Here is a 16,195-nt window from a genome sequence, read left to right as displayed (position 1 = left end):
TTCTCCTCCAGTCGGTCGGCTTAGTACACGTCGTGCTGGGTGTTGTAGACGTTGAACTTACCGGTCGGTGTGACCAGCCGCTCGTCCTTGATCACCTTCTTCAGTTCACGGGTTTCATCGTCAACCACCACAATGGCGGAGTTCTTGTCCTGGGAGTTCCAGACAGAGAACCAGACTTCGTCACCCGCGTAGTTGTATTCCGGCTGCACGACACGTTTGGGGCCTTCGCCAAGGTCGGCCCAGTCTGCAATCGGCAGTACTTCATAACCGGCATCAAGGTCGTTGATGTCGAAGACCGCCACGCTCTGGCTGACGTCCTCATTGGGGTTCAGCGCGGTGTCAACCCAGAGGTTGTCAGATTCCGGATGGGTCTTGATAAAGAGGGAGCCGCCGCCCTGGCCTTCAAGGGTACGGACGACTTTCCACGCTTTATCCGGATGACCTTCCGGGTCGGTGCCAATCATCTGGATGGTGTTGTCCCCCAAGTGGCTGGTAGCCCAGACAGGACCATGCTCTGGGTCCACGAAGTTGGCGCCGCGACCGGGGTGCGGGATTTTGCCCACATCCACCATGGCTTCCAGTTCCTGTTCCTTGGAGTCAACCACGGCAATCTTGTTGGAATTGTTGGCGGCGGTCATGAAGTACCGCATGCTGGCATCCCAACCGCCATCATGGAGGTAACGGGCCGCTTCAATGTTGGTAACCTGGAGGTTTTCAAGGTCTTCATAGTTAACCAACTTGATAATGCCGGTTTCCTTGACATTAACAATGAACTCGGGATGTTCATGGGACGCTACGATGGCGGCAACGCGAGGCTCGGGATGGTATTCCTGAGTATCCACGGTCATGCCACGGGTAGCCACGATTTTCTTTGGCTCCAGGGTCTGGCCATCCATGATCACGAACTGCGGCGGCCAGTAGGTACCGGCAATGGCGTATTTATCTTCCCAGCCTTTGTACTTGGAGGTTTCAACGGAACGCGCCTCCATGCCAACCTTGATTTTGGCAACGGTGGTCGGTTCTTTCATCCACAGATCAATCATGTTGATCTTGGCGTCGCGACCAATGACCAATACATAGCGCCCGGACGCAGACATGCGGGAAATGTGCACCGCATAGCCGGTGTCGAGAACCTTCACAATTTCCTTCGATTCACCGTCAATCAAAGCAATTTGGCCGGAGTCCCGCAGGGTGACGCTGAACAGGTTCTTCAGGTTCAGGTCGTTCATCTGCTTGGTGGGGCGATCCTCCGGCGGTACGATCACCTCCCAGGTTTCCTTCATGTCCGCCATGCTGAATTCCGGCGGAACCGGCGGCTCATGCATGATGTACTTGGCCATCAGCTCGACTTCTTCTTCTGTGAACTCACCGGAGGTCAGCCAGTTCGGCATGCCGGCAGGGGAGCCGTAGCTGATGAAGGCTTTCAGATAGTCCAGTCCGCGTTCCTGGGTGATATCCGGTGTCAGGGGTTTGCCCGTGGCGCCTTTCCGAAGCACGCCGTGGCAGCCGGCACAACGCTCGAAGTAGATTTGCTTGGCGCGCTCAAATTCCTGCACGCTCATATCCGGCGCGCCGGGGGTGCGTACGCTTTTTGCCGAGTCAGGGTCAACAGCGCTGGGTGCGCCTTTATAGGCCAGCTCGGACTTGTCGGGGTCTTTTGAAGCGGCCTGGGCCGTCATAACGCTCATGGAGGTGATGGCCACAGCCATAACCAGCGGCTTGATCATCATGGTTTTTGCTCTCATCAGGTGCTCTCCTTGGGGTTCAAGAGTAGGTCCTAGGTTTCTCTTGTTAGGGGTTCTAAACATTGATTAATGTCATACATCTGCCACTTTTCAAGAGAGTACCCCTCCATGGCTATATCGAATGGCCAGTGGATACGCTGAATTAATTTAAGCAATATCAATGTTAAGGAACCTTCGAGGCGAATCGCTCAGACTCAGGGCGCCGTAGCAGGTAGGCAGCGCCATTTCGGGAGACCGATGAATGAAAAAATGCAATTACAGGCGGGGAGTTGCAGCGGGCCTGATGCTGTTGGCAGGCGGAGCCTTTGCCGGGGCACCGGAAAACCGGGCCGAACTGGCCAATATGGTGATCCAGGATTGCGGCTCCTGCCATGGGCTGACCATGCGCGGAGGCCTGGGCCCGCCACTTCGCCCGGATAACCTGAAGCAGCAGTCGGTGGAAAGTATTGCGGCGATTATCAAAGAGGGCGTGGATGGTACGGCAATGCCGCCCTGGAAACCGTTGCTCACCGATGAACAGATTTTCTGGATTAGCCGGCAACTGAAATCCGGCGCCCTGCTCACCGATGAAACCAAGGATGCGCGATGAAACCGTTGTTTGCACTGATGATCCTGACGTTGGCAACACTGGTCACCGGGTGCCAGTCCATGGGCATGACCGAGCAGGCGACCCTGCGTGGCACTGGCGACCTTGGCCTCGTGGTCGAGCGGGCCGCCGGTTCGGTCCTTGTGATCGACCACTCCGAGCATGAAATCCTGGGGCGTGTGACGGGCCTGGGGGATCTCTCCCACGCCTCCGTGGTGTATTCCCGGGATGCCCGCTATGGCTATGTGTTCGGGCGCGATGGCGGGCTTACGAAAGTGGACCTGCTCACCCAGACGATCGACAAGCGAGTGATTCAGTCTGGCAATAGTATCGGTGGCGCCATCTCCCAGGATGGCGAATACGTGGCGGTCTCCAATTATGAGCCGGGCGGCGTGAATGTGTTTGACAGTGACACCCTGGAACTGGTGATGGAGATCCCGGCGGAATACACCAACGCCGAAGGCCAGCCCGCCCAGTCCAAGACCGTGGGCCTGGTGGATGCACCGGGTAACCGCTTTGTGTTCAGCCTGTTCGACGCCAACGAGATCTGGACGGTGGATATGCTGACGAGCCCTCCCGAGGTTTCCCGTTTCGATGCCGGCAAAGCCCCCTATGACGGCCTGATCACCCCGGATGGTCGCTATTACATCGCTGGTCTGTTTGGTGAGGACGGTCTGTCGATGCTGGATCTCTGGCAGCCCGAGCAGGGTGTCACCACCATCCTGCCGGGATATGGCAAAGGCGAAAAGCGTTTGCCGGTCTACAAAATGCCGCACCTGGAAGGGTGGGCCATTGCCGATGGTACCGCTTTTGTGCCAGCCGTTGGGCACCACCAGGTGCTGGTGGCTGACATGGAAAGCTGGGAACTGGTGGACCGTATTCCGGTACATGGGCAACCGGTGTTTGTCATGGCCAGTCCGGACAGTCGCCAGATTTGGGTCAGCTTTGCTCACCCGCGTAATGACGTGATCCAGGTGCTTGATTCCCGGACCCACGAAATCATCCGTACCCTGGAACCAGGCAAGTCAGTGCTTCACATGGAATTTACCCCTCGCGGTGAAGAAGTCTGGGTCTCTGCACGGGATAGCAACCGCATAACCGTTTACAACACCCGCACCCTGGAAAAAGTAGCCACCCTGGACGCAAAGAGTCCCTCGGGTATCTTCTTTACCAACCGGGCGCATGCGCTGGGGCTCTAGCGTGAAGCGAGCGCCGGCATTGATGTCAGCCCTGATTCTTGCCGGGGCGGTCGCCGACATGGCACGGGCTGCCGACCCATTGGTATTGCAGGTGTTTACCGAGGCACGTTCCACCATCGTTGCGAGTCACCGGCTTCAGAATTATCTGGAAGGGGCCAAGTGTGTTGCGAATTTACTGTTCAATGGTAAGCCCCGCGGCGAGCTAATCTTTCGCGCTGGCAACACCGAGGGCACTTTGCTGCTAAGCGCCGTTAACCGCGACGGTGAGCATCCTGTCCCCGTCTGGGTCACCCGTAAGACCGCCGGCGTAGGCTCGCTTTCTGAGCTCCAGGGGCGTGATGTTTCCATGGTTGCCGGTGATGATCCGTTGGCTGGGGCCCTGGCTCTCGAAGCCCTGGCGGCGGAAGGGGTTTCCCCCGAGCCGGGACAAATCTATGAAGCGGGCGATTTCAGCTCGGCCCTGGGGCTTTTATTGCACAACAACACCCACGCCGCGGTTTCCGAGCTGGGGCTGGTGCGCCCCATGCTGGAAACTCAGGGAATGGTGGTCACCTGGCAGGGTGAGCCGGTGTCCGGTGCTGGCTGGTACGCGCCAGCCCCCCTTCCTGAAAGCACAAACACCCGGGCTTGTCTCAATGCCCTGGCCAGAATACATCGCCTTGATGACCGCCAGATATTTCGTATCTTCCCGGAATGGGTGTCCGGTTTCAGGCCGCCCGAATCCAATGATGTAGAGGAATCCCGTTCATGAGCTTTTACCAGCCAGTAGGTAATGAAGTGGAACTGTTTACTGCCGCCGCCGGCAATGGCCTGCCGGTCCTGATCAAGGGGCCGACGGGGTGCGGTAAAACCCGCTTTGTCCGCCACATGGCGGAAAAGCTGGACCGCCCGGTGTACACCGTTGCTTGCCACGATGACCTTACCGCATCGGATCTGGTGGGCCGGCACCTGATCGGGCCGGATGGCACCTATTGGCAGGACGGCCCGCTAACCAGAGCCGTTCGGGAAGGGGGCATTTGTTACCTGGATGAAGTGGTCGAGGCCCGCAAGGACACCACGGTGGTCCTGCACCCGCTGGCCGATGATCGTCGTGAATTGCCCATTGAGCGCACCGGCGAGCTGCTGAAGGCTGCGCCCGGTTTCATGCTGGTGGTGTCTTACAATCCTGGCTACCAGAGCCTGCTTAAAGGCATGAAGCCCAGCACTCGGCAGCGGTTTGTGTCCATGAGCTTTGATTACCCGGAACCGGAGGTGGAGCAGGTTATTGTCCAGAAGGAAAGCGGCTGCAGTGAGGCATTGGCGGGGCAACTGGTTAGTTTGGCCGCGTCGTTGCGAAATTTGAAAGACCACGATCTGGAAGAGGCCGCATCCACACGACTGCTGATTCACACGGCCTACCTGATGGCTTCGGGTGTGTCGCCGATCGAAGCCTGTCGTGCGGGGTTGATTGAACCGTTGTCGGACGATGCGGTAACAGTCAGAGCACTGATGGAGGTAGTGTATGCGTTATTCGGCGAATCGAAAGGATGAGGTGGAAGGCGCCATCATGCCGGTGGTCTGGTATCTGCTGAACCTGCTGGCGTTGCCGATTATCAGCTTTGCGGTGCTGGTGTGGATGGCGATGAACACGGACCAGAGCCGGCCTCTGCGCCGTGCCCATGCCAGGGCCGGAGCGTGTATGTCGGTGCTCGGGGCGTTTCTGATTATCTCTGGGGTGGCGGTTTCCTGGGCCATCTATGGCAACACCGGCCAGTTCTGGACGGCTGCCATTGTCTGGGCCATCGTGCTTCATACATCGTTCGTGTTGTGGGGGATGATTGCCTTGGCGCAGGCTATTGGCGGGAAGCCTCCTTATTTTCCGCGGCGCTTAATGTAGCTGCGTACTTTGGGGGTGGCGGTCGGTCGGGAAGGCCTTTCCAAAAAGCGCTCTAGCCGACAGCATGAACACCCGCCAGGACGGCAACCACCACCACGGCCCAGCCCTGCGCCGCAAACCGCCAGCCCCAGGGCGCATGCTTCATCTCCATGAAGTGGTCCACCAGCAACAATGCCTTTACCAGCACCAGCGCGAATACCAGCCAGACCAGAACCGTCATGTCAGCCCCTGCCTGCATGACAATCACCGGCAGCATGGTGCAGACCATCAGGGCGATGTAGACGGCTAACATTGGCTCACCTCCTCAGGCCAGTACATAAAGCATCGGGAATAGCACCAGCCATACCAGGTCCACCATGTGCCAGTAGGACGCGCCGGATTCCATGCCGTTCATGTTGTTGGTGTGGTAGTCGCCTTTTCTCACCTTCACCGCCAGCACCACCAGGATGATCTGGCCCAGGACCACATGCATGAAGTGGAAGAAGGTGAGGAAGAAATAGAACATGAAGAAGGTGTCGGTGCCCAGGTTGTAGCCGTCGGCGTAAAGCACGCCGTATTCCCAGAGTTTGCCGAAGGTATAGATCGAAGACGCCGCGATGGCGCCAACGAGTAGGGCGGTGGTGCCGGTTTTCTCGTGCCGCAGGCGTTTGACGGCGCAGGCCACCAGGTAGCTGGCGGTGATCAGGCCGATGGTGTTGATCAGTCCGGTCCAGGGGTGCAGGGCGGCGCGGCCAGCACTGAAGGTAGCTGGGGCCAGGCTCCGCGCCACGCCGAAGCCGATGAACAGGATGCCGAACACCGCCAGTTCCGCGAAGATGAAGAACCAGACGGCGAGGTCGCCGGGCAGGTGTTTGTGCTGGGCAGCCTGGGTTTGCGCCATGGGTGCTCCGTTATCGGGTCAGGTTCATGTACAGCTTGGGCAACTGGCTGGGTAACTGTGTGGGGTCTTTGATCACCACGTAGTTGGTGCTGCCGAACACATAGGGCAGGTATTCGTTGGCCTCTTCGTCAATGGTCACGCAGAACGGGGTGAGTCCGGCCCGGTGGGCTTCCTGAACGGCCATGCGGGTGTCTTCCACGCCGTAGCGTCCCTCGTACAGGTCCAGGTCGTTGGGCTTGCCGTCAGTCAGCAGCAGCAGGACCTTCTGGTGTTCCGGGCGGGCTTGCAGCAACTTGATGGACTGGCGGATTGCCGCGCCCATGCGGGTGTAATAGCCCGGTTCCAGCGCCTGGATACGGCCCCGGCTGGTGTCGTTGTAGGGCTCATCAAAGCTTTTGATGTGGTGGAAGCGCACGTGATCCCGCCGCCTGGAGGAGAACGCGAACAGGGCGAACGGGTCCCGGCTGGCGGTCAGGGCTTCGCTTAATAGCTGCAGACCGTCCCGGGCGATATCGATCACCCGCTGGTTGTTGTTGATGAAGGTGTCAGTGGACAGTGAGACATCGGCCAGGACCAGGCAGGCCAGGTCGCGCTGGTTCTGTTTGCACTGGCGGAACAGTTTCTGGTCCATCTCGCCCACGCCCTGATGCTGCTGCACCACCCGGTCCAGGCAGGCATCCAGGTCCAGTTCTTCGCCGTCCAGCTGGCGGCGCTGCCACTGTCGCAAGGGTTTGAGAGCGCTGAACTGGCGCTGCAGGGTCCTGGCCGGGCGCTGCAGGTGCTCGGGTAAGGGGCCGGGGATCGCATCCTTGCTGAGCATTGGTTGCAGGCAGCAGAACTTTTCCCGGTAGCCCTGGCGCCGCCAGTCCCACTCCGGCAGGTGAATGCCGGGGCCCAGGCGCAGGTCGTCGTTTTCTTCCGAGGGCAGATCCAGATCGAACTTGATGGCGGACGAGGCCTCGCTGCGGTCCTGGGAGACGGAAATCATGTCCATGTCGTCAGCCACCGCGTCGGCGTCTTCTTCCTCGCTGTCGTCGCCGGCCCGGTCCACGGGGATGAACTCGGACCAGGAGAACAGGTTCTCCAGGCGGAACAGCATCAGCCCCTGGTCCTTGTCGAAGGCATCCACCCGCTCGGCGCGTCGGCGTTTGCGTTTTTTCGACAGGCCGCCGGGGCTGGAGGCGGTGTTGTCATCGCCAGTAACTTGGCCCTTTACCTGACCCCGGCCCAGAACCGGATACAGCCAGAGGACGACCGGCCAGGGATCGGTGAGTGCATCGGGCAGTTCCAGCACGCTGCCGGGGTGAATCAGGGCCTGGCGAATGGCCTGTTCGCGCCGGGCCTCGTTGCCGGGCAGGCTGTCGGGGTGTGGGCGCCATTGCAGGGTGTGTTTCACCAGTCGCTGGTACACCGGCTCCAGCCCGGGCCAGCGGGTGAGCAGGTCCTGCACCATGGCCTGGTTGCCTTCCAGCCAGCTGTGGTGATGTATTTCCCCGAGGGAAGCCAGGGCGGCCAGCCAGATATACAGCTCCCGGTTGACCTGCGTTGAGGGAAACAGTGCCAGCCTGTCGGGCAGGCGCAGACTTTCCTCGTCGCGCCAGGCCAGCTCAAACTTTCGATGGGTGCCGGCCAGTTTCTGCAGGAATTTGCGGCGCAACTGGAAATGCCGGGGCTCGGCGGTCACCAGACTCAGGGCAGGATCACCGCCCATGGCCCGGAACAGGATGCCCAGAGTCCGGGCCTCGTCTTTCAGGTGCACGGCGTATTCGGGAAACTCGCCCATGGCCTGGCGGGTTACGTAGTCGTGCCATTTCAGTCCGACCCACTCTTCCATATCGGCTCCTCGGCTCAGGCGCGGCTCTGGCGCGGGTTGGCGTCCACCTGACGGACGGGGATCAGCACCGTCTGCTTGCCAGGTGTTCCCGGCTCCCAGGTTAGCAGGGAGCCCTCGGGGTTGTTTTTCTGCACCTCGCGGCAGGCGCTGACGCACTGCAGGCATTGGGTACAGGAGAATTTTGCCCGTTTATGGCTGCGGGTGGGCAGTCGCATGGGGCAGGCGATATCACAGGCCTTGGTGCAGTCGCGACAGGCAGCGGCGCGTTTGGTGTCGAACGTCACCACCCGGCCGCGGCCATTGGCCATCCAGGCAATGCTCTGGGCCAAACCAAAGGCGCAGCCGTATTTGCAGAACAGATGCCGGGCAAACAGGAAGTCACAGGTAAAGACGGTGGTTGCGACTGCCAGGAAAATCGTGGGGTAAAGCGACAGCTGCCCGGTAACCAGGTCGAGGTACAACGGAATGGGGGGCAGCAGGTAAGACAGCAGGGCCAGTGCCCAGGAAAAACCGATCAGGCTGCATACCAGTATCAGGCCGGCCCAGTGCACCAGTTTGCCGGTGGTGCCTTTGCGCAAGGCCTCCCACAGGGTCGGGTGGCCGGTGATGCGGGTCATCAGGTCGTTGATGGTCTCGACCACAGAGAAGTGCGGGCACAGCCAGCCGCAGTAAAGGCGTCCCCACTTGAAGGCGATCCAGAGAACAATTGGCACCAGCACCAGAATGGGCAGCACGAACCAGAACAGGATCTGCCCGGCCACTTCTGCCGGTGTGCTCTGAATGACCCAGTCAATGTTGAGGTTGAACGACAGCGGGAAACCAAAAAGGATGAATCGGGTTTCGGTCAGATCGTAGCGGAAAATATTGAGCGCAGGTGCAAGCAGGAACAGCGCAAAGAAGGCTGTGCGGGTAATCAGGCGTTTGTGCTGCAGCGTGTCCTTTGGCTGAACAGTCTCTTTCGGGTTAACGGTTTGTGCATGCACGGGCGTTGTCCAGAATTCGGGGTGTTGCCGGGGCCCGCAGGCCCCGGCGGTTGCGCCGTATCAGGCGTCTTCAGTGGCTGGGCCGCGGACTTCTTCGGCGGGCGCTGCCGCACCCTTGATAAAGAAGCTGCCCAGATAAATCACCAGACCGGCCATGAAGAAGGTACCGGCTACAAATCGCATCCAGTAGAACACGGAGAGCTGGTCTTGCCCCGCCATGAACGACAAGGCGTCCCCGCTTTCCGGCATGCGCTGGAGCCATACCTGCAGGATGCCCGCACCGGTCAGGAACAGAGTGATGAACACCATGGAGATGGTCATCAGCCAGAACCCCCACATTTCCACGATTTGCGCCGTATTGCTGTTGCCGTAGGGGCGGCCCCGCATGATCGGCATGGCGTAGGAAATGATGGTCAGCACGATCATCACATAGGCGCCGTAGAAGGCCATGTGGCCGTGAGCGGCGGTTATCTGGGTGCCGTGGGTGAACCAGTTCACCGGAGCCAGGGTATGCAGGAAGCCCCATACGCCGGCACCCAGGAAGGCCATCACGGTAGTGCCCATGGCCCAGAGCATGGCGGCCTTGTTGGGATGGTTACGCCGGCGCCGGTTGATCATGTTGAAGGCGAAGATCACCATCATGAAGAACGGCAGGGGTTCCAGCGCGGAGAATACAGAGCCCAGCCACAGCCAGTACTCGGGCGGCCCGATCCAGAAGAAGTGGTGACCGGTACCGATGATGCCGGTAATCAGCGCCATGGCAATGATCACGTACAGCCATTTCTCGATCACTTCCCGATCCACACCAGTCAGCTTGATCAGCACATAGGCCAGGATGGCGCCCATGATCAATTCCCAGACACCCTCTACCCACAGGTGCACCACGAACCACCAGAAGTACTTGTCCTGGGTCAGGTTGCTCGGGTTGTAGAAGGAAAACAGCCAGAGTACAGCCAGACCCACGAGACCCGTCATCAGCACGATGTTGACCACGGTCTTGCGACCTTTCAGGGCGGTCATGCCGATGTTGTAAAGGAAGGCAACCACCACCACGGCTATGCCGATCTTGGTGATCGTGGGTTGTTCAAGGAACTCACGCCCCATTGTGGGCAGTAGCTTGTTCATCGTGACATCCGCCAGTGTGGCGTAGTCCACGAACAGGTAACCCAGGATGGTCAGGGTGCCGGCTGCGGCGAACACCCAGAACAGAATCCAGGCCAGTAACGGGCTGTGAAGCTCAGTCTGGGCCTCTTCCGGCACCAGGTAGTAGGTTGCGCCCATGAAGCCGAACAGCAACCAGACAATCAGCAGGTTGGTATGAACCATCCGCGCCACGTTGAAAGGAATTTCCGGGAACAGGAAATCACCGACAACGTATTGGAGACCCAGAATCAGGCCGAACACAATCTGGCCGGCGAACAGAATCAGGGCAAAGACGAAGTAGGGCATGGCGACCCTTTGAGATTCGTATTTCATCATTATTTGCTTCCTTAGCCCTCAATGTTGGGCGGCCAGCCGTTGTCGTCGATCTTGGATGTCCACTCCAGGAATGCTGCCAGATCATCGATTTCCCGTTGGGTCAGATTGAAATCCGGCATCTGGTGGCGACCAGGAATCCCGGTGGGCTGGCTGCTCATCCAGGCGCGCATATAGGACTTGAAGACCTCTGTGTTACCGCCGCCCCGGCGATCAAACACGTTGGCCAGTTCGGGCGCAAAATAGGCGCCTTCGCCCATGATGGAATGACAACCGACGCAGTTGTTCTCTTCCCACAGGTGTTTCCCGCGCACCACCTCTTCGGTGAGCTGATCACGGTTATCCCGCTCGGGCATCGCCCGAACCTGAGTGTCAAAAGTCAGGGCCAGGAACAGCAGGACGAAGAAAACGCTTCCCCCCAGATATATGTTCCTGGCCATGCTTTTGGTAAAGCGCTCGGCCATAGGTCTCTCTCCTCGGTTTTTGGAATACCTGACTGCCACACTAGGATATAAACATGCATTCAAAATGCTATTGATGATTATCAAAGAGAATCTGAGATTTCACCATTGCGCCGGGGAGTTACCTCCTGGGGGGTAGGTGTTAGACTGCAACGCTGTTTGGATATGCCTTTTTTGGAGAGCTGATGGCCGCAGCGCTGGCGCTATTTATCAAATTACTGCCGCTCTATATCACGGTAGCCCTGGGTTGGATTGCAGGCCGATACCTGCAGGCCAGCGGGCGCCATATTGCTGGCATCATGCTGTACATCGTCACGCCCTCCGTGGTGTTTTCCGGGGTCATGGCCGCGCCCCTGAGCCCGGAAGTGATCCTTTTGCCCGGGCTGGTGTTCGGCTTCTGTACTCTGGTTGCCCTGGGCCACATGGTCCTGGCGCGGCGCCTGTTGAGTGATGGCAGCGCGGCTGTGATTCCCTTGTCGGTGGGCACGGGCAACACCGGGTATTTCGGTATTCCCGTAGCCTTGCTGCTGTTTGGCGAGGAAGGACTGGCGCTCTATATCGTCTGCATGCTGGGCACGACGCTGTTCGAGAATTCGGTGGGCTTTTACCTGGCGGCGCGGGGCAAATACAGCATCCGCGATGCCCTGGTGCGGGTGGCCCGGCTGCCCTCGGTCTATGCCTTCGTGGCGGCGGTGTTGCTGAACCTGGCGAACGTCTCCATTCCCGAGCCGTTTGTCCCGCTGTTCGATAATCTGCGGGGGGCTTACAGCATTCTGGGCATGATGATCATCGGCATGAGCATTCTCAGCTTCCGGGGGCTGGCGGGGAACCCGGTATTCACCGGCCTGGCGTTTTTCGGCAAGTTCGTGGTCTGGCCGTTACTGGCCCTGGCTTTCTGGTGGCTGGATGCGAACTGGCTGGGGATTTATGACCGGGCGGTGTACCAGGCCATCTTCCTGATCTCCATTACCCCCATCGCCGCCAACACCGTAGTCATCGCCACCCTGCTGGATGCCTCGCCCCGGCAGGCAGCGGGCACCACGTTGCTCAGTACCCTGTTTGCCCTGGGGTTTATTCCGGTGATGATTGCGCTGGTGTTTTGAGGCTCAGTTGAGCCCGCCCTGGGATACCTCGCTGGCCTCCCTGGCATTAACTCTGGCACCGGCAATGTCGGAACGGGCGTGGCGCACCACGCTGATACCGGCGGTAAATGCGAGTGTTCCCATGATTCCGGCAACTATCAGATCCGGCCAGGCCGTGCCGGTTCCAAAGACCCCGAGGGCTGCGGTCATGACCGCGATATTGCCAATGGCATCGTTACGACTGCACAACCAGACCGAGCGCATGTCTGAATCGCCGTCCCGGTAATGGAACAGCAGGGCGGCCACACTGACGTTGGCCGCCAGTGCCAGAAAACCCACCAGACCCATGGTCAGGGGCTCGGGGGTGATGCCACTTTGCATCACCCAGATACCCCGGCCCCAGACCACCAGGCCAAACACGGCCATGGTAAGGCCCTTGACCATGGCGGCTCGTCCCCGCCAGAGCATGCCCATGCCCAGTACGCTCAGAGACAACACGTAGTTGGCACTGTCGCCGAAGAAATCAATCGCATCCGCCATCAGGGACACCGAACCGGACTGAAGGCTCGCAATACCCTCGACCAGAAACATGGCCAGATTGACCCAAAGGGCGATCCAGAGGGCCCGGCGAAAGCCCGGGGCCGGCGATTTGGGAGACGGAGCGGAACAACTGCATGCCATAAGATGACCTCTTGACCGGATTTGAATAGCTCTATTTAAAACCCTGTAGTTGCTTTAGGGTCAAGGGCTCGGCCGTGTCAGTTGTGGCCGTGTCCGTGGGTGCCGGGAATGTGGTTGTCGGTGTCGGTGCTTTCTGGGTCGCCCACTTCCGATGTCAGGCCTTCCAGAATGCCGCACTCGGCCACCGTGCGCCCCTGTGAGCAGGCACTCTGCAGGCGTTCCAGTGTGGCTTCCAGATTACTCAGTTCCTGCAATCGTTCCCGGACGTGGTTGAGGTGACGAACCAGTAAGGCATCCACCTCGCTGCAGTCGGCGTCCGGGTGATCGGCCAACTGGATGAGTTCGCGGATCTCGTCCTGGGCCATGTCCAGGCTCCGACACCGTTTGATAAACAGCAGGCGTTCGAGATGAGCCTGTTGGTACGCGCGATAGCCGTTGTCCTGGCGTTCCGGAGCTGGCAGAAGCCCTATTTTTTCGTAGTAGCGGATGGTCTCGCTGGGGATTCCGGATTTTTCTGAAATTTCTCCGATTCTCAAGGGATTCGTCCTATCCTGTAGGGAGGTATTCAGTCCCGCCGTTGGGTCTGATTCGGCAAAGACCGCTGGTATCGTCTTTACTGAGGAATGATACAGCGACGAACAACTGTCAAGGAGGGTGTCATGAACAAGTTCTCCCGTTTAATTGCCTGTTCCTTACTGGCCGCCTCGCCGTTACTGGCGTCTGCCCAGGGAAATGCCGGCGCCATGAACCAGGAACGTGTGCAGCAAATGCAGCAGCATATGGCCGAAATGCAGGCGATGATGCAACAGATGCGTAATACCACGTCCAACGCTGAGCGACAGCGTCTAAGGGAACAGCATTTCCAGGCCATGCAGGAGCACATGCAGATGATGCATGGTGGCATGATGGGTCAGGGAATGATGGGCAATGGCCCGGGCATGAACAACAACCGTCAGGGAATGATGGGTGGTGGCCAGGGGATGAATAACAACCGCCAGGGCATGATGGGTGGCGGCCAAGGCCAAGGTCAGGGCCAAGGCATGATGAATAGTCAGGGCAACCGGCAGCCCGGTAACGCCCGGAATAATCGCTCGGGCGACACCGCCATGGATGACAGTCAGCGTCTGGACCGGATGGAGATGCGAATGGACCAGATGCAGCTGATGATGGAACAGATGCTGGAGAATCAGGCCCAGGGCTGGCGTAACCGTTAAGTCAGCGGCAACAACACGCCAGTCAATGTCTCCGCCTGGCCTATGGTAAGGTAGGTGCCTTGCTATTAAATAGTTAACGGATAAACGGTCAACGGAGGCTCATGTGCTGGAGCGCCTGCAACGGCGGTTAGGGCTGCAGACAATACCCGGGATTTTCTTTACCTCGGCTGGCATCGCGGCATTGTTTGTCGCCCTGGCGGTTCCTTTTGACCAACAGGTGGCTGGCAGTTTTGGCATACTGACCGGCTGGGTGGCCCGCAACCTGGGCTGGTTCTACATACTGGCGGTCAGTTCCCTGCTGATCTTCCTGCTGGGGCTGGCTACCAGTCGCTATGGCACCATCCGCCTGGGTGGCGATGACAGTCGGCCGGACTATTCCAACCTTACCTGGTTCACCATGCTCTTTGCTGCGGGCATTGGTACCATCCTGATGTTCTGGGGCGTGGCTGAGCCGGTTTCCCACTTTGCCAGTCCGCCGTTTGATGGCGTGCAGCCGCGTACCGAAAAGGCGGCGAGCGACGCCATGACCATCAGTCTCTATCACTTTGGCTTGCACACCTGGACCATCTTCGCCATGCCGGGCCTGGCCATTGGTTATTTTGCCTACCGCCACAACCTGCCCATGCGCATCAGTAGCCTGTTCTATCCGATCCTGGGCGAGCGAGCGTTTGGGCCCTGGGGCTGGGCGATTGATGTTATTGCGGTGTTGGGCACGCTCTTTGGCGTTGCCACGTCACTGGGGCTGGGCACATTGCAGCTGAACAGCGGCCTGAGTTATCTCTTTGGTGTGCCATCCAATGGTTTTGTACAGGTGGTATTGATCGCCGTGATTGCCTCCATTGCGGCCACCTCGGTGGCCCTGGGGCTGGACAAGGGGGTGCGCCGTCTGTCCCAGCTGAACATCGTGCTGGCGATCGTGCTGATCCTGTTCGTGGCAACCGTTGGCCCCAGCATTTTTATTGCCGAAGGCATGGTGCAGAGCATTGGTGAGTATTTTGACGCCCTGCCATGGCTGGCCTTCTGGACGGAAACCTTCAAGGAAACCGACTGGCAGCGAAAATGGACGCTGTTCTACTGGGCCTGGACTATTTCCTGGGCCCCGTATGTCGGTATCTTTATCGCCCGTATCTCCCGGGGGCGCACTATTCGTGAGTTCGTCGCCGGGGTGCTGTTTGCTCCCACAGCTTTCACCCTGGTCTGGTTTGGTGTCTTTGGGCTGTCCGCCATTCAGGTGGAATCCAGTGGCCAGGTGGCCCTGGCGGAGCAGGTGCAACAGGATCCGTCCGTGGCCATTTTTGCGTTTCTGGAAGCCTTCCCTTTGGCGGATGTGGCCTCGGCCCTGAGTGTGGTGATTATCGTGATCTTCTTCACCACGTCGTCAGACTCGGCCTCCCTGGTGATTGATACCCTGACCCGCCGTGAGGACCAGCCGTCCCAGGTGCACCAGCGCATTTTCTGGGCAGCGGCCCAGGGTGTGGTGGCTGCTACACTGCTACTGGCAGGCGGCCTGGATGCCCTGCAGAACGTGATTACCTCATTGGGCCTGCCTTTCTGTCTATTGCTGCTGTTCATGGCTGCGTCCCTTTTCAGGGCCTTGCGGGCCGATTACCGTGGCTATGACGTGACAGAGCTGGTCCAGGGCCGTGCGTTTCCCGAGGTGGAAGCCATCGAGAGCGAATCGAAACAGGAGAATGAGTATGTATCGGAAGCTGCTGATCGCCATTGATCCCGAAGACGATCATGAAGGTAAGCGGGCCCTGGACGCCGGCCTGGATCTCCTGGACGAGGACGGGGAGCTGCATCTGGCCAGTGTTTATAGCCCTGGAGGTGGCGGTTTCTTCCCGCACGTGGCTGAAGAAGCCCCGGAGGAAAAGGAAGCCGAGGTGCACAAGAAACTGGATTTGTTGGTGCGCAAATACTTGCCGATGAACCGGGAGGCCACTATCCACGTGGTAGCCGGTAATATTGGTGAAAAGCTGGTGGCATTGGCTGGCCAGCTGTCCAGTGACTTGGTCGTGCTGGTGTCGCGAGGGAGCAACAAACGTTGGTCGTTGCGTAAGGCCACCGTGGAGTATGTGGCGGTTAACGAGGCTGTAGAAAAACTAACTTCTGAGCCAGCTCTACCGCCTTTTTGTTCGTTTATTCGTCACGGCCAGCAATCGACTTGGCCGTGGTCAT

18 protein-coding genes are annotated in these 16,195 nt (G+C 59.1%); 9 read left to right on the top strand and 9 right to left on the bottom strand.

Features of this window, described 5'->3' with window-relative positions:
* Nucleotides 1-20 precede the first annotated feature (20 nt).
* Nucleotides 21-1,745, bottom strand: a complete 1,725-nt coding sequence (locus tag BY454_RS00090; protein WP_104414594.1) for a nitrite reductase — start codon at nucleotides 1,743-1,745, stop codon at nucleotides 21-23.
* Between the two features lie 241 nt (nucleotides 1,746-1,986).
* Here BY454_RS00090 and BY454_RS00085 point away from each other — a divergent pair, with 241 nt between their 5' ends.
* From BY454_RS00085 to BY454_RS00065, 5 genes are read left to right on the top strand one after another with little or no spacing between them, the layout of a single operon-like run.
* Nucleotides 1,987-2,334, top strand: coding sequence for a c-type cytochrome (locus BY454_RS00085; protein WP_104414593.1), 348 nt, complete (start codon nucleotides 1,987-1,989; stop codon nucleotides 2,332-2,334).
* Complete coding sequence (locus tag BY454_RS00080; protein WP_104414592.1) at nucleotides 2,331-3,530, top strand: cytochrome D1 domain-containing protein; 1,200 nt, start codon at nucleotides 2,331-2,333, stop codon at nucleotides 3,528-3,530. Before BY454_RS00085 ends, BY454_RS00080 begins: the two co-directional genes overlap by 4 nt.
* A gap of 1 nt (nucleotide 3,531) precedes the next feature.
* Nucleotides 3,532-4,281 (top strand): hypothetical protein, encoded by a 750-nt coding sequence (locus BY454_RS00075; RefSeq protein ID WP_258075501.1) that lies wholly within the window; start codon nucleotides 3,532-3,534, stop codon nucleotides 4,279-4,281.
* Entirely contained in the window at nucleotides 4,278-5,060 is a 783-nt protein-coding gene (locus tag BY454_RS00070) for a CbbQ/NirQ/NorQ/GpvN family protein (RefSeq protein WP_104414591.1), read from the top strand. Before BY454_RS00075 ends, BY454_RS00070 begins: the two co-directional genes overlap by 4 nt.
* Complete coding sequence (locus BY454_RS00065) at nucleotides 5,032-5,406, top strand: hypothetical protein (protein WP_104414590.1); 375 nt, start codon at nucleotides 5,032-5,034, stop codon at nucleotides 5,404-5,406. The genes BY454_RS00070 and BY454_RS00065 overlap by 29 nt, the downstream gene beginning before the upstream one ends.
* 52 nt (nucleotides 5,407-5,458) lie before the next feature.
* Here BY454_RS00065 and BY454_RS00060 read toward each other — a convergent pair whose 3' ends face one another.
* Genes BY454_RS00060 through BY454_RS00035 form a run of 6 tightly spaced genes read right to left on the bottom strand, consistent with a single transcriptional unit; the run spans nucleotide 5,459 to nucleotide 11,043 of the window.
* Nucleotides 5,459-5,698: a cytochrome C oxidase subunit IV family protein gene (locus BY454_RS00060; RefSeq protein WP_104414589.1), complete on the bottom strand. Its 240-nt coding sequence runs from the start codon at nucleotides 5,696-5,698 to the stop codon at nucleotides 5,459-5,461.
* 12 nt (nucleotides 5,699-5,710) lie between these two features.
* On the bottom strand, nucleotides 5,711-6,286 hold the full coding sequence (locus BY454_RS00055; protein WP_104414588.1) for a cytochrome c oxidase subunit 3: 576 nt from the start codon (nucleotides 6,284-6,286) through the stop codon (nucleotides 5,711-5,713).
* 10 nt (nucleotides 6,287-6,296) lie between these two features.
* Nucleotides 6,297-8,120, bottom strand: a complete 1,824-nt coding sequence (locus BY454_RS00050) for a nitric oxide reductase activation protein NorD (RefSeq protein ID WP_104414587.1) — start codon at nucleotides 8,118-8,120, stop codon at nucleotides 6,297-6,299.
* 14 nt (nucleotides 8,121-8,134) lie between these two features.
* Entirely contained in the window at nucleotides 8,135-9,103 is a 969-nt protein-coding gene (locus tag BY454_RS00045) for a 4Fe-4S binding protein (protein ID WP_104414586.1), read from the bottom strand.
* A gap of 60 nt (nucleotides 9,104-9,163) precedes the next feature.
* A complete protein-coding gene (locus tag BY454_RS00040) occupies nucleotides 9,164-10,579 on the bottom strand; it encodes a cbb3-type cytochrome c oxidase subunit I (protein ID WP_104414794.1) in 1,416 nt (471 codons plus the stop codon).
* A gap of 14 nt (nucleotides 10,580-10,593) precedes the next feature.
* Complete coding sequence (locus BY454_RS00035; RefSeq protein WP_104414585.1) at nucleotides 10,594-11,043, bottom strand: c-type cytochrome; 450 nt, start codon at nucleotides 11,041-11,043, stop codon at nucleotides 10,594-10,596.
* 182 nt (nucleotides 11,044-11,225) lie between these two features.
* Here BY454_RS00035 and BY454_RS00030 point away from each other — a divergent pair, with 182 nt between their 5' ends.
* Nucleotides 11,226-12,143: an AEC family transporter gene (locus BY454_RS00030; RefSeq protein WP_104414584.1), complete on the top strand. Its 918-nt coding sequence runs from the start codon at nucleotides 11,226-11,228 to the stop codon at nucleotides 12,141-12,143.
* A gap of 3 nt (nucleotides 12,144-12,146) precedes the next feature.
* Here BY454_RS00030 and BY454_RS00025 read toward each other — a convergent pair whose 3' ends face one another.
* Nucleotides 12,147-12,803, bottom strand: a complete 657-nt coding sequence (locus BY454_RS00025) for a cation transporter (RefSeq protein WP_104414583.1) — start codon at nucleotides 12,801-12,803, stop codon at nucleotides 12,147-12,149.
* A 77-nt stretch (nucleotides 12,804-12,880) separates the two neighbouring features.
* The gene (gene cadR, locus BY454_RS00020; RefSeq protein WP_104414582.1) at nucleotides 12,881-13,339 is read right to left on the bottom strand and encodes a Cd(II)/Pb(II)-responsive transcriptional regulator; all 459 of its coding nucleotides are present in this window, start codon (nucleotides 13,337-13,339) and stop codon (nucleotides 12,881-12,883) included.
* A gap of 123 nt (nucleotides 13,340-13,462) precedes the next feature.
* Here cadR and BY454_RS00015 point away from each other — a divergent pair, with 123 nt between their 5' ends.
* The 3 genes from BY454_RS00015 to BY454_RS00005 form a co-directional block, all read left to right on the top strand.
* A complete protein-coding gene (locus BY454_RS00015; RefSeq protein ID WP_258075500.1) occupies nucleotides 13,463-14,017 on the top strand; it encodes a hypothetical protein in 555 nt (184 codons plus the stop codon).
* A gap of 103 nt (nucleotides 14,018-14,120) precedes the next feature.
* Nucleotides 14,121-15,743: a BCCT family transporter gene (locus BY454_RS00010; protein WP_104414581.1), complete on the top strand. Its 1,623-nt coding sequence runs from the start codon at nucleotides 14,121-14,123 to the stop codon at nucleotides 15,741-15,743.
* Nucleotides 15,715-16,195: universal stress protein (locus BY454_RS00005; protein ID WP_104414580.1), on the top strand; the 481-nt coding region annotated here is incomplete at its 3' end. The genes BY454_RS00010 and BY454_RS00005, both read left to right, overlap by 29 nt.

The sequence above is a fragment of the Marinobacter persicus genome, from assembly GCF_002934325.1.
Lineage (GTDB): Bacteria > Pseudomonadota > Gammaproteobacteria > Pseudomonadales > Oleiphilaceae > Marinobacter > Marinobacter persicus_A.
The sequence above is the reverse complement of the archived record's forward strand: the minus strand, read 5'-3'. Positions and strand labels throughout refer to the sequence as shown.

Excerpts from the sequence above, each read along its gene's own strand:
- BY454_RS00015 (WP_258075500.1), top strand. The coding sequence starts at position 13,463 with ATGAACAAGTTCTCCCGTTTAATTGCCTGTTCCTTACTGGCCGCCTCG.
- BY454_RS00055 (WP_104414588.1), bottom strand. The coding sequence starts at position 6,286 with ATGGCGCAAACCCAGGCTGCCCAGCACAAACACCTGCCCGGCGACCTC.
- BY454_RS00040 (WP_104414794.1), bottom strand. The coding sequence starts at position 10,579 with ATGAAATACGAATCTCAAAGGGTCGCCATGCCCTACTTCGTCTTTGCC.
- BY454_RS00060 (WP_104414589.1), bottom strand. The coding sequence starts at position 5,698 with ATGTTAGCCGTCTACATCGCCCTGATGGTCTGCACCATGCTGCCGGTG.
- BY454_RS00080 (WP_104414592.1), top strand. The coding sequence starts at position 2,331 with ATGAAACCGTTGTTTGCACTGATGATCCTGACGTTGGCAACACTGGTC.
- BY454_RS00050 (WP_104414587.1), bottom strand. The coding sequence starts at position 8,120 with ATGGAAGAGTGGGTCGGACTGAAATGGCACGACTACGTAACCCGCCAG.
- BY454_RS00090 (WP_104414594.1), bottom strand. The coding sequence starts at position 1,745 with ATGAGAGCAAAAACCATGATGATCAAGCCGCTGGTTATGGCTGTGGCC.
- BY454_RS00025 (WP_104414583.1), bottom strand. The coding sequence starts at position 12,803 with ATGGCATGCAGTTGTTCCGCTCCGTCTCCCAAATCGCCGGCCCCGGGC.
- BY454_RS00035 (WP_104414585.1), bottom strand. The coding sequence starts at position 11,043 with ATGGCCGAGCGCTTTACCAAAAGCATGGCCAGGAACATATATCTGGGG.
- BY454_RS00065 (WP_104414590.1), top strand. The coding sequence starts at position 5,032 with ATGCGTTATTCGGCGAATCGAAAGGATGAGGTGGAAGGCGCCATCATG.
- BY454_RS00085 (WP_104414593.1), top strand. The coding sequence starts at position 1,987 with ATGAAAAAATGCAATTACAGGCGGGGAGTTGCAGCGGGCCTGATGCTG.
- BY454_RS00030 (WP_104414584.1), top strand. The coding sequence starts at position 11,226 with ATGGCCGCAGCGCTGGCGCTATTTATCAAATTACTGCCGCTCTATATC.
- BY454_RS00070 (WP_104414591.1), top strand. The coding sequence starts at position 4,278 with ATGAGCTTTTACCAGCCAGTAGGTAATGAAGTGGAACTGTTTACTGCC.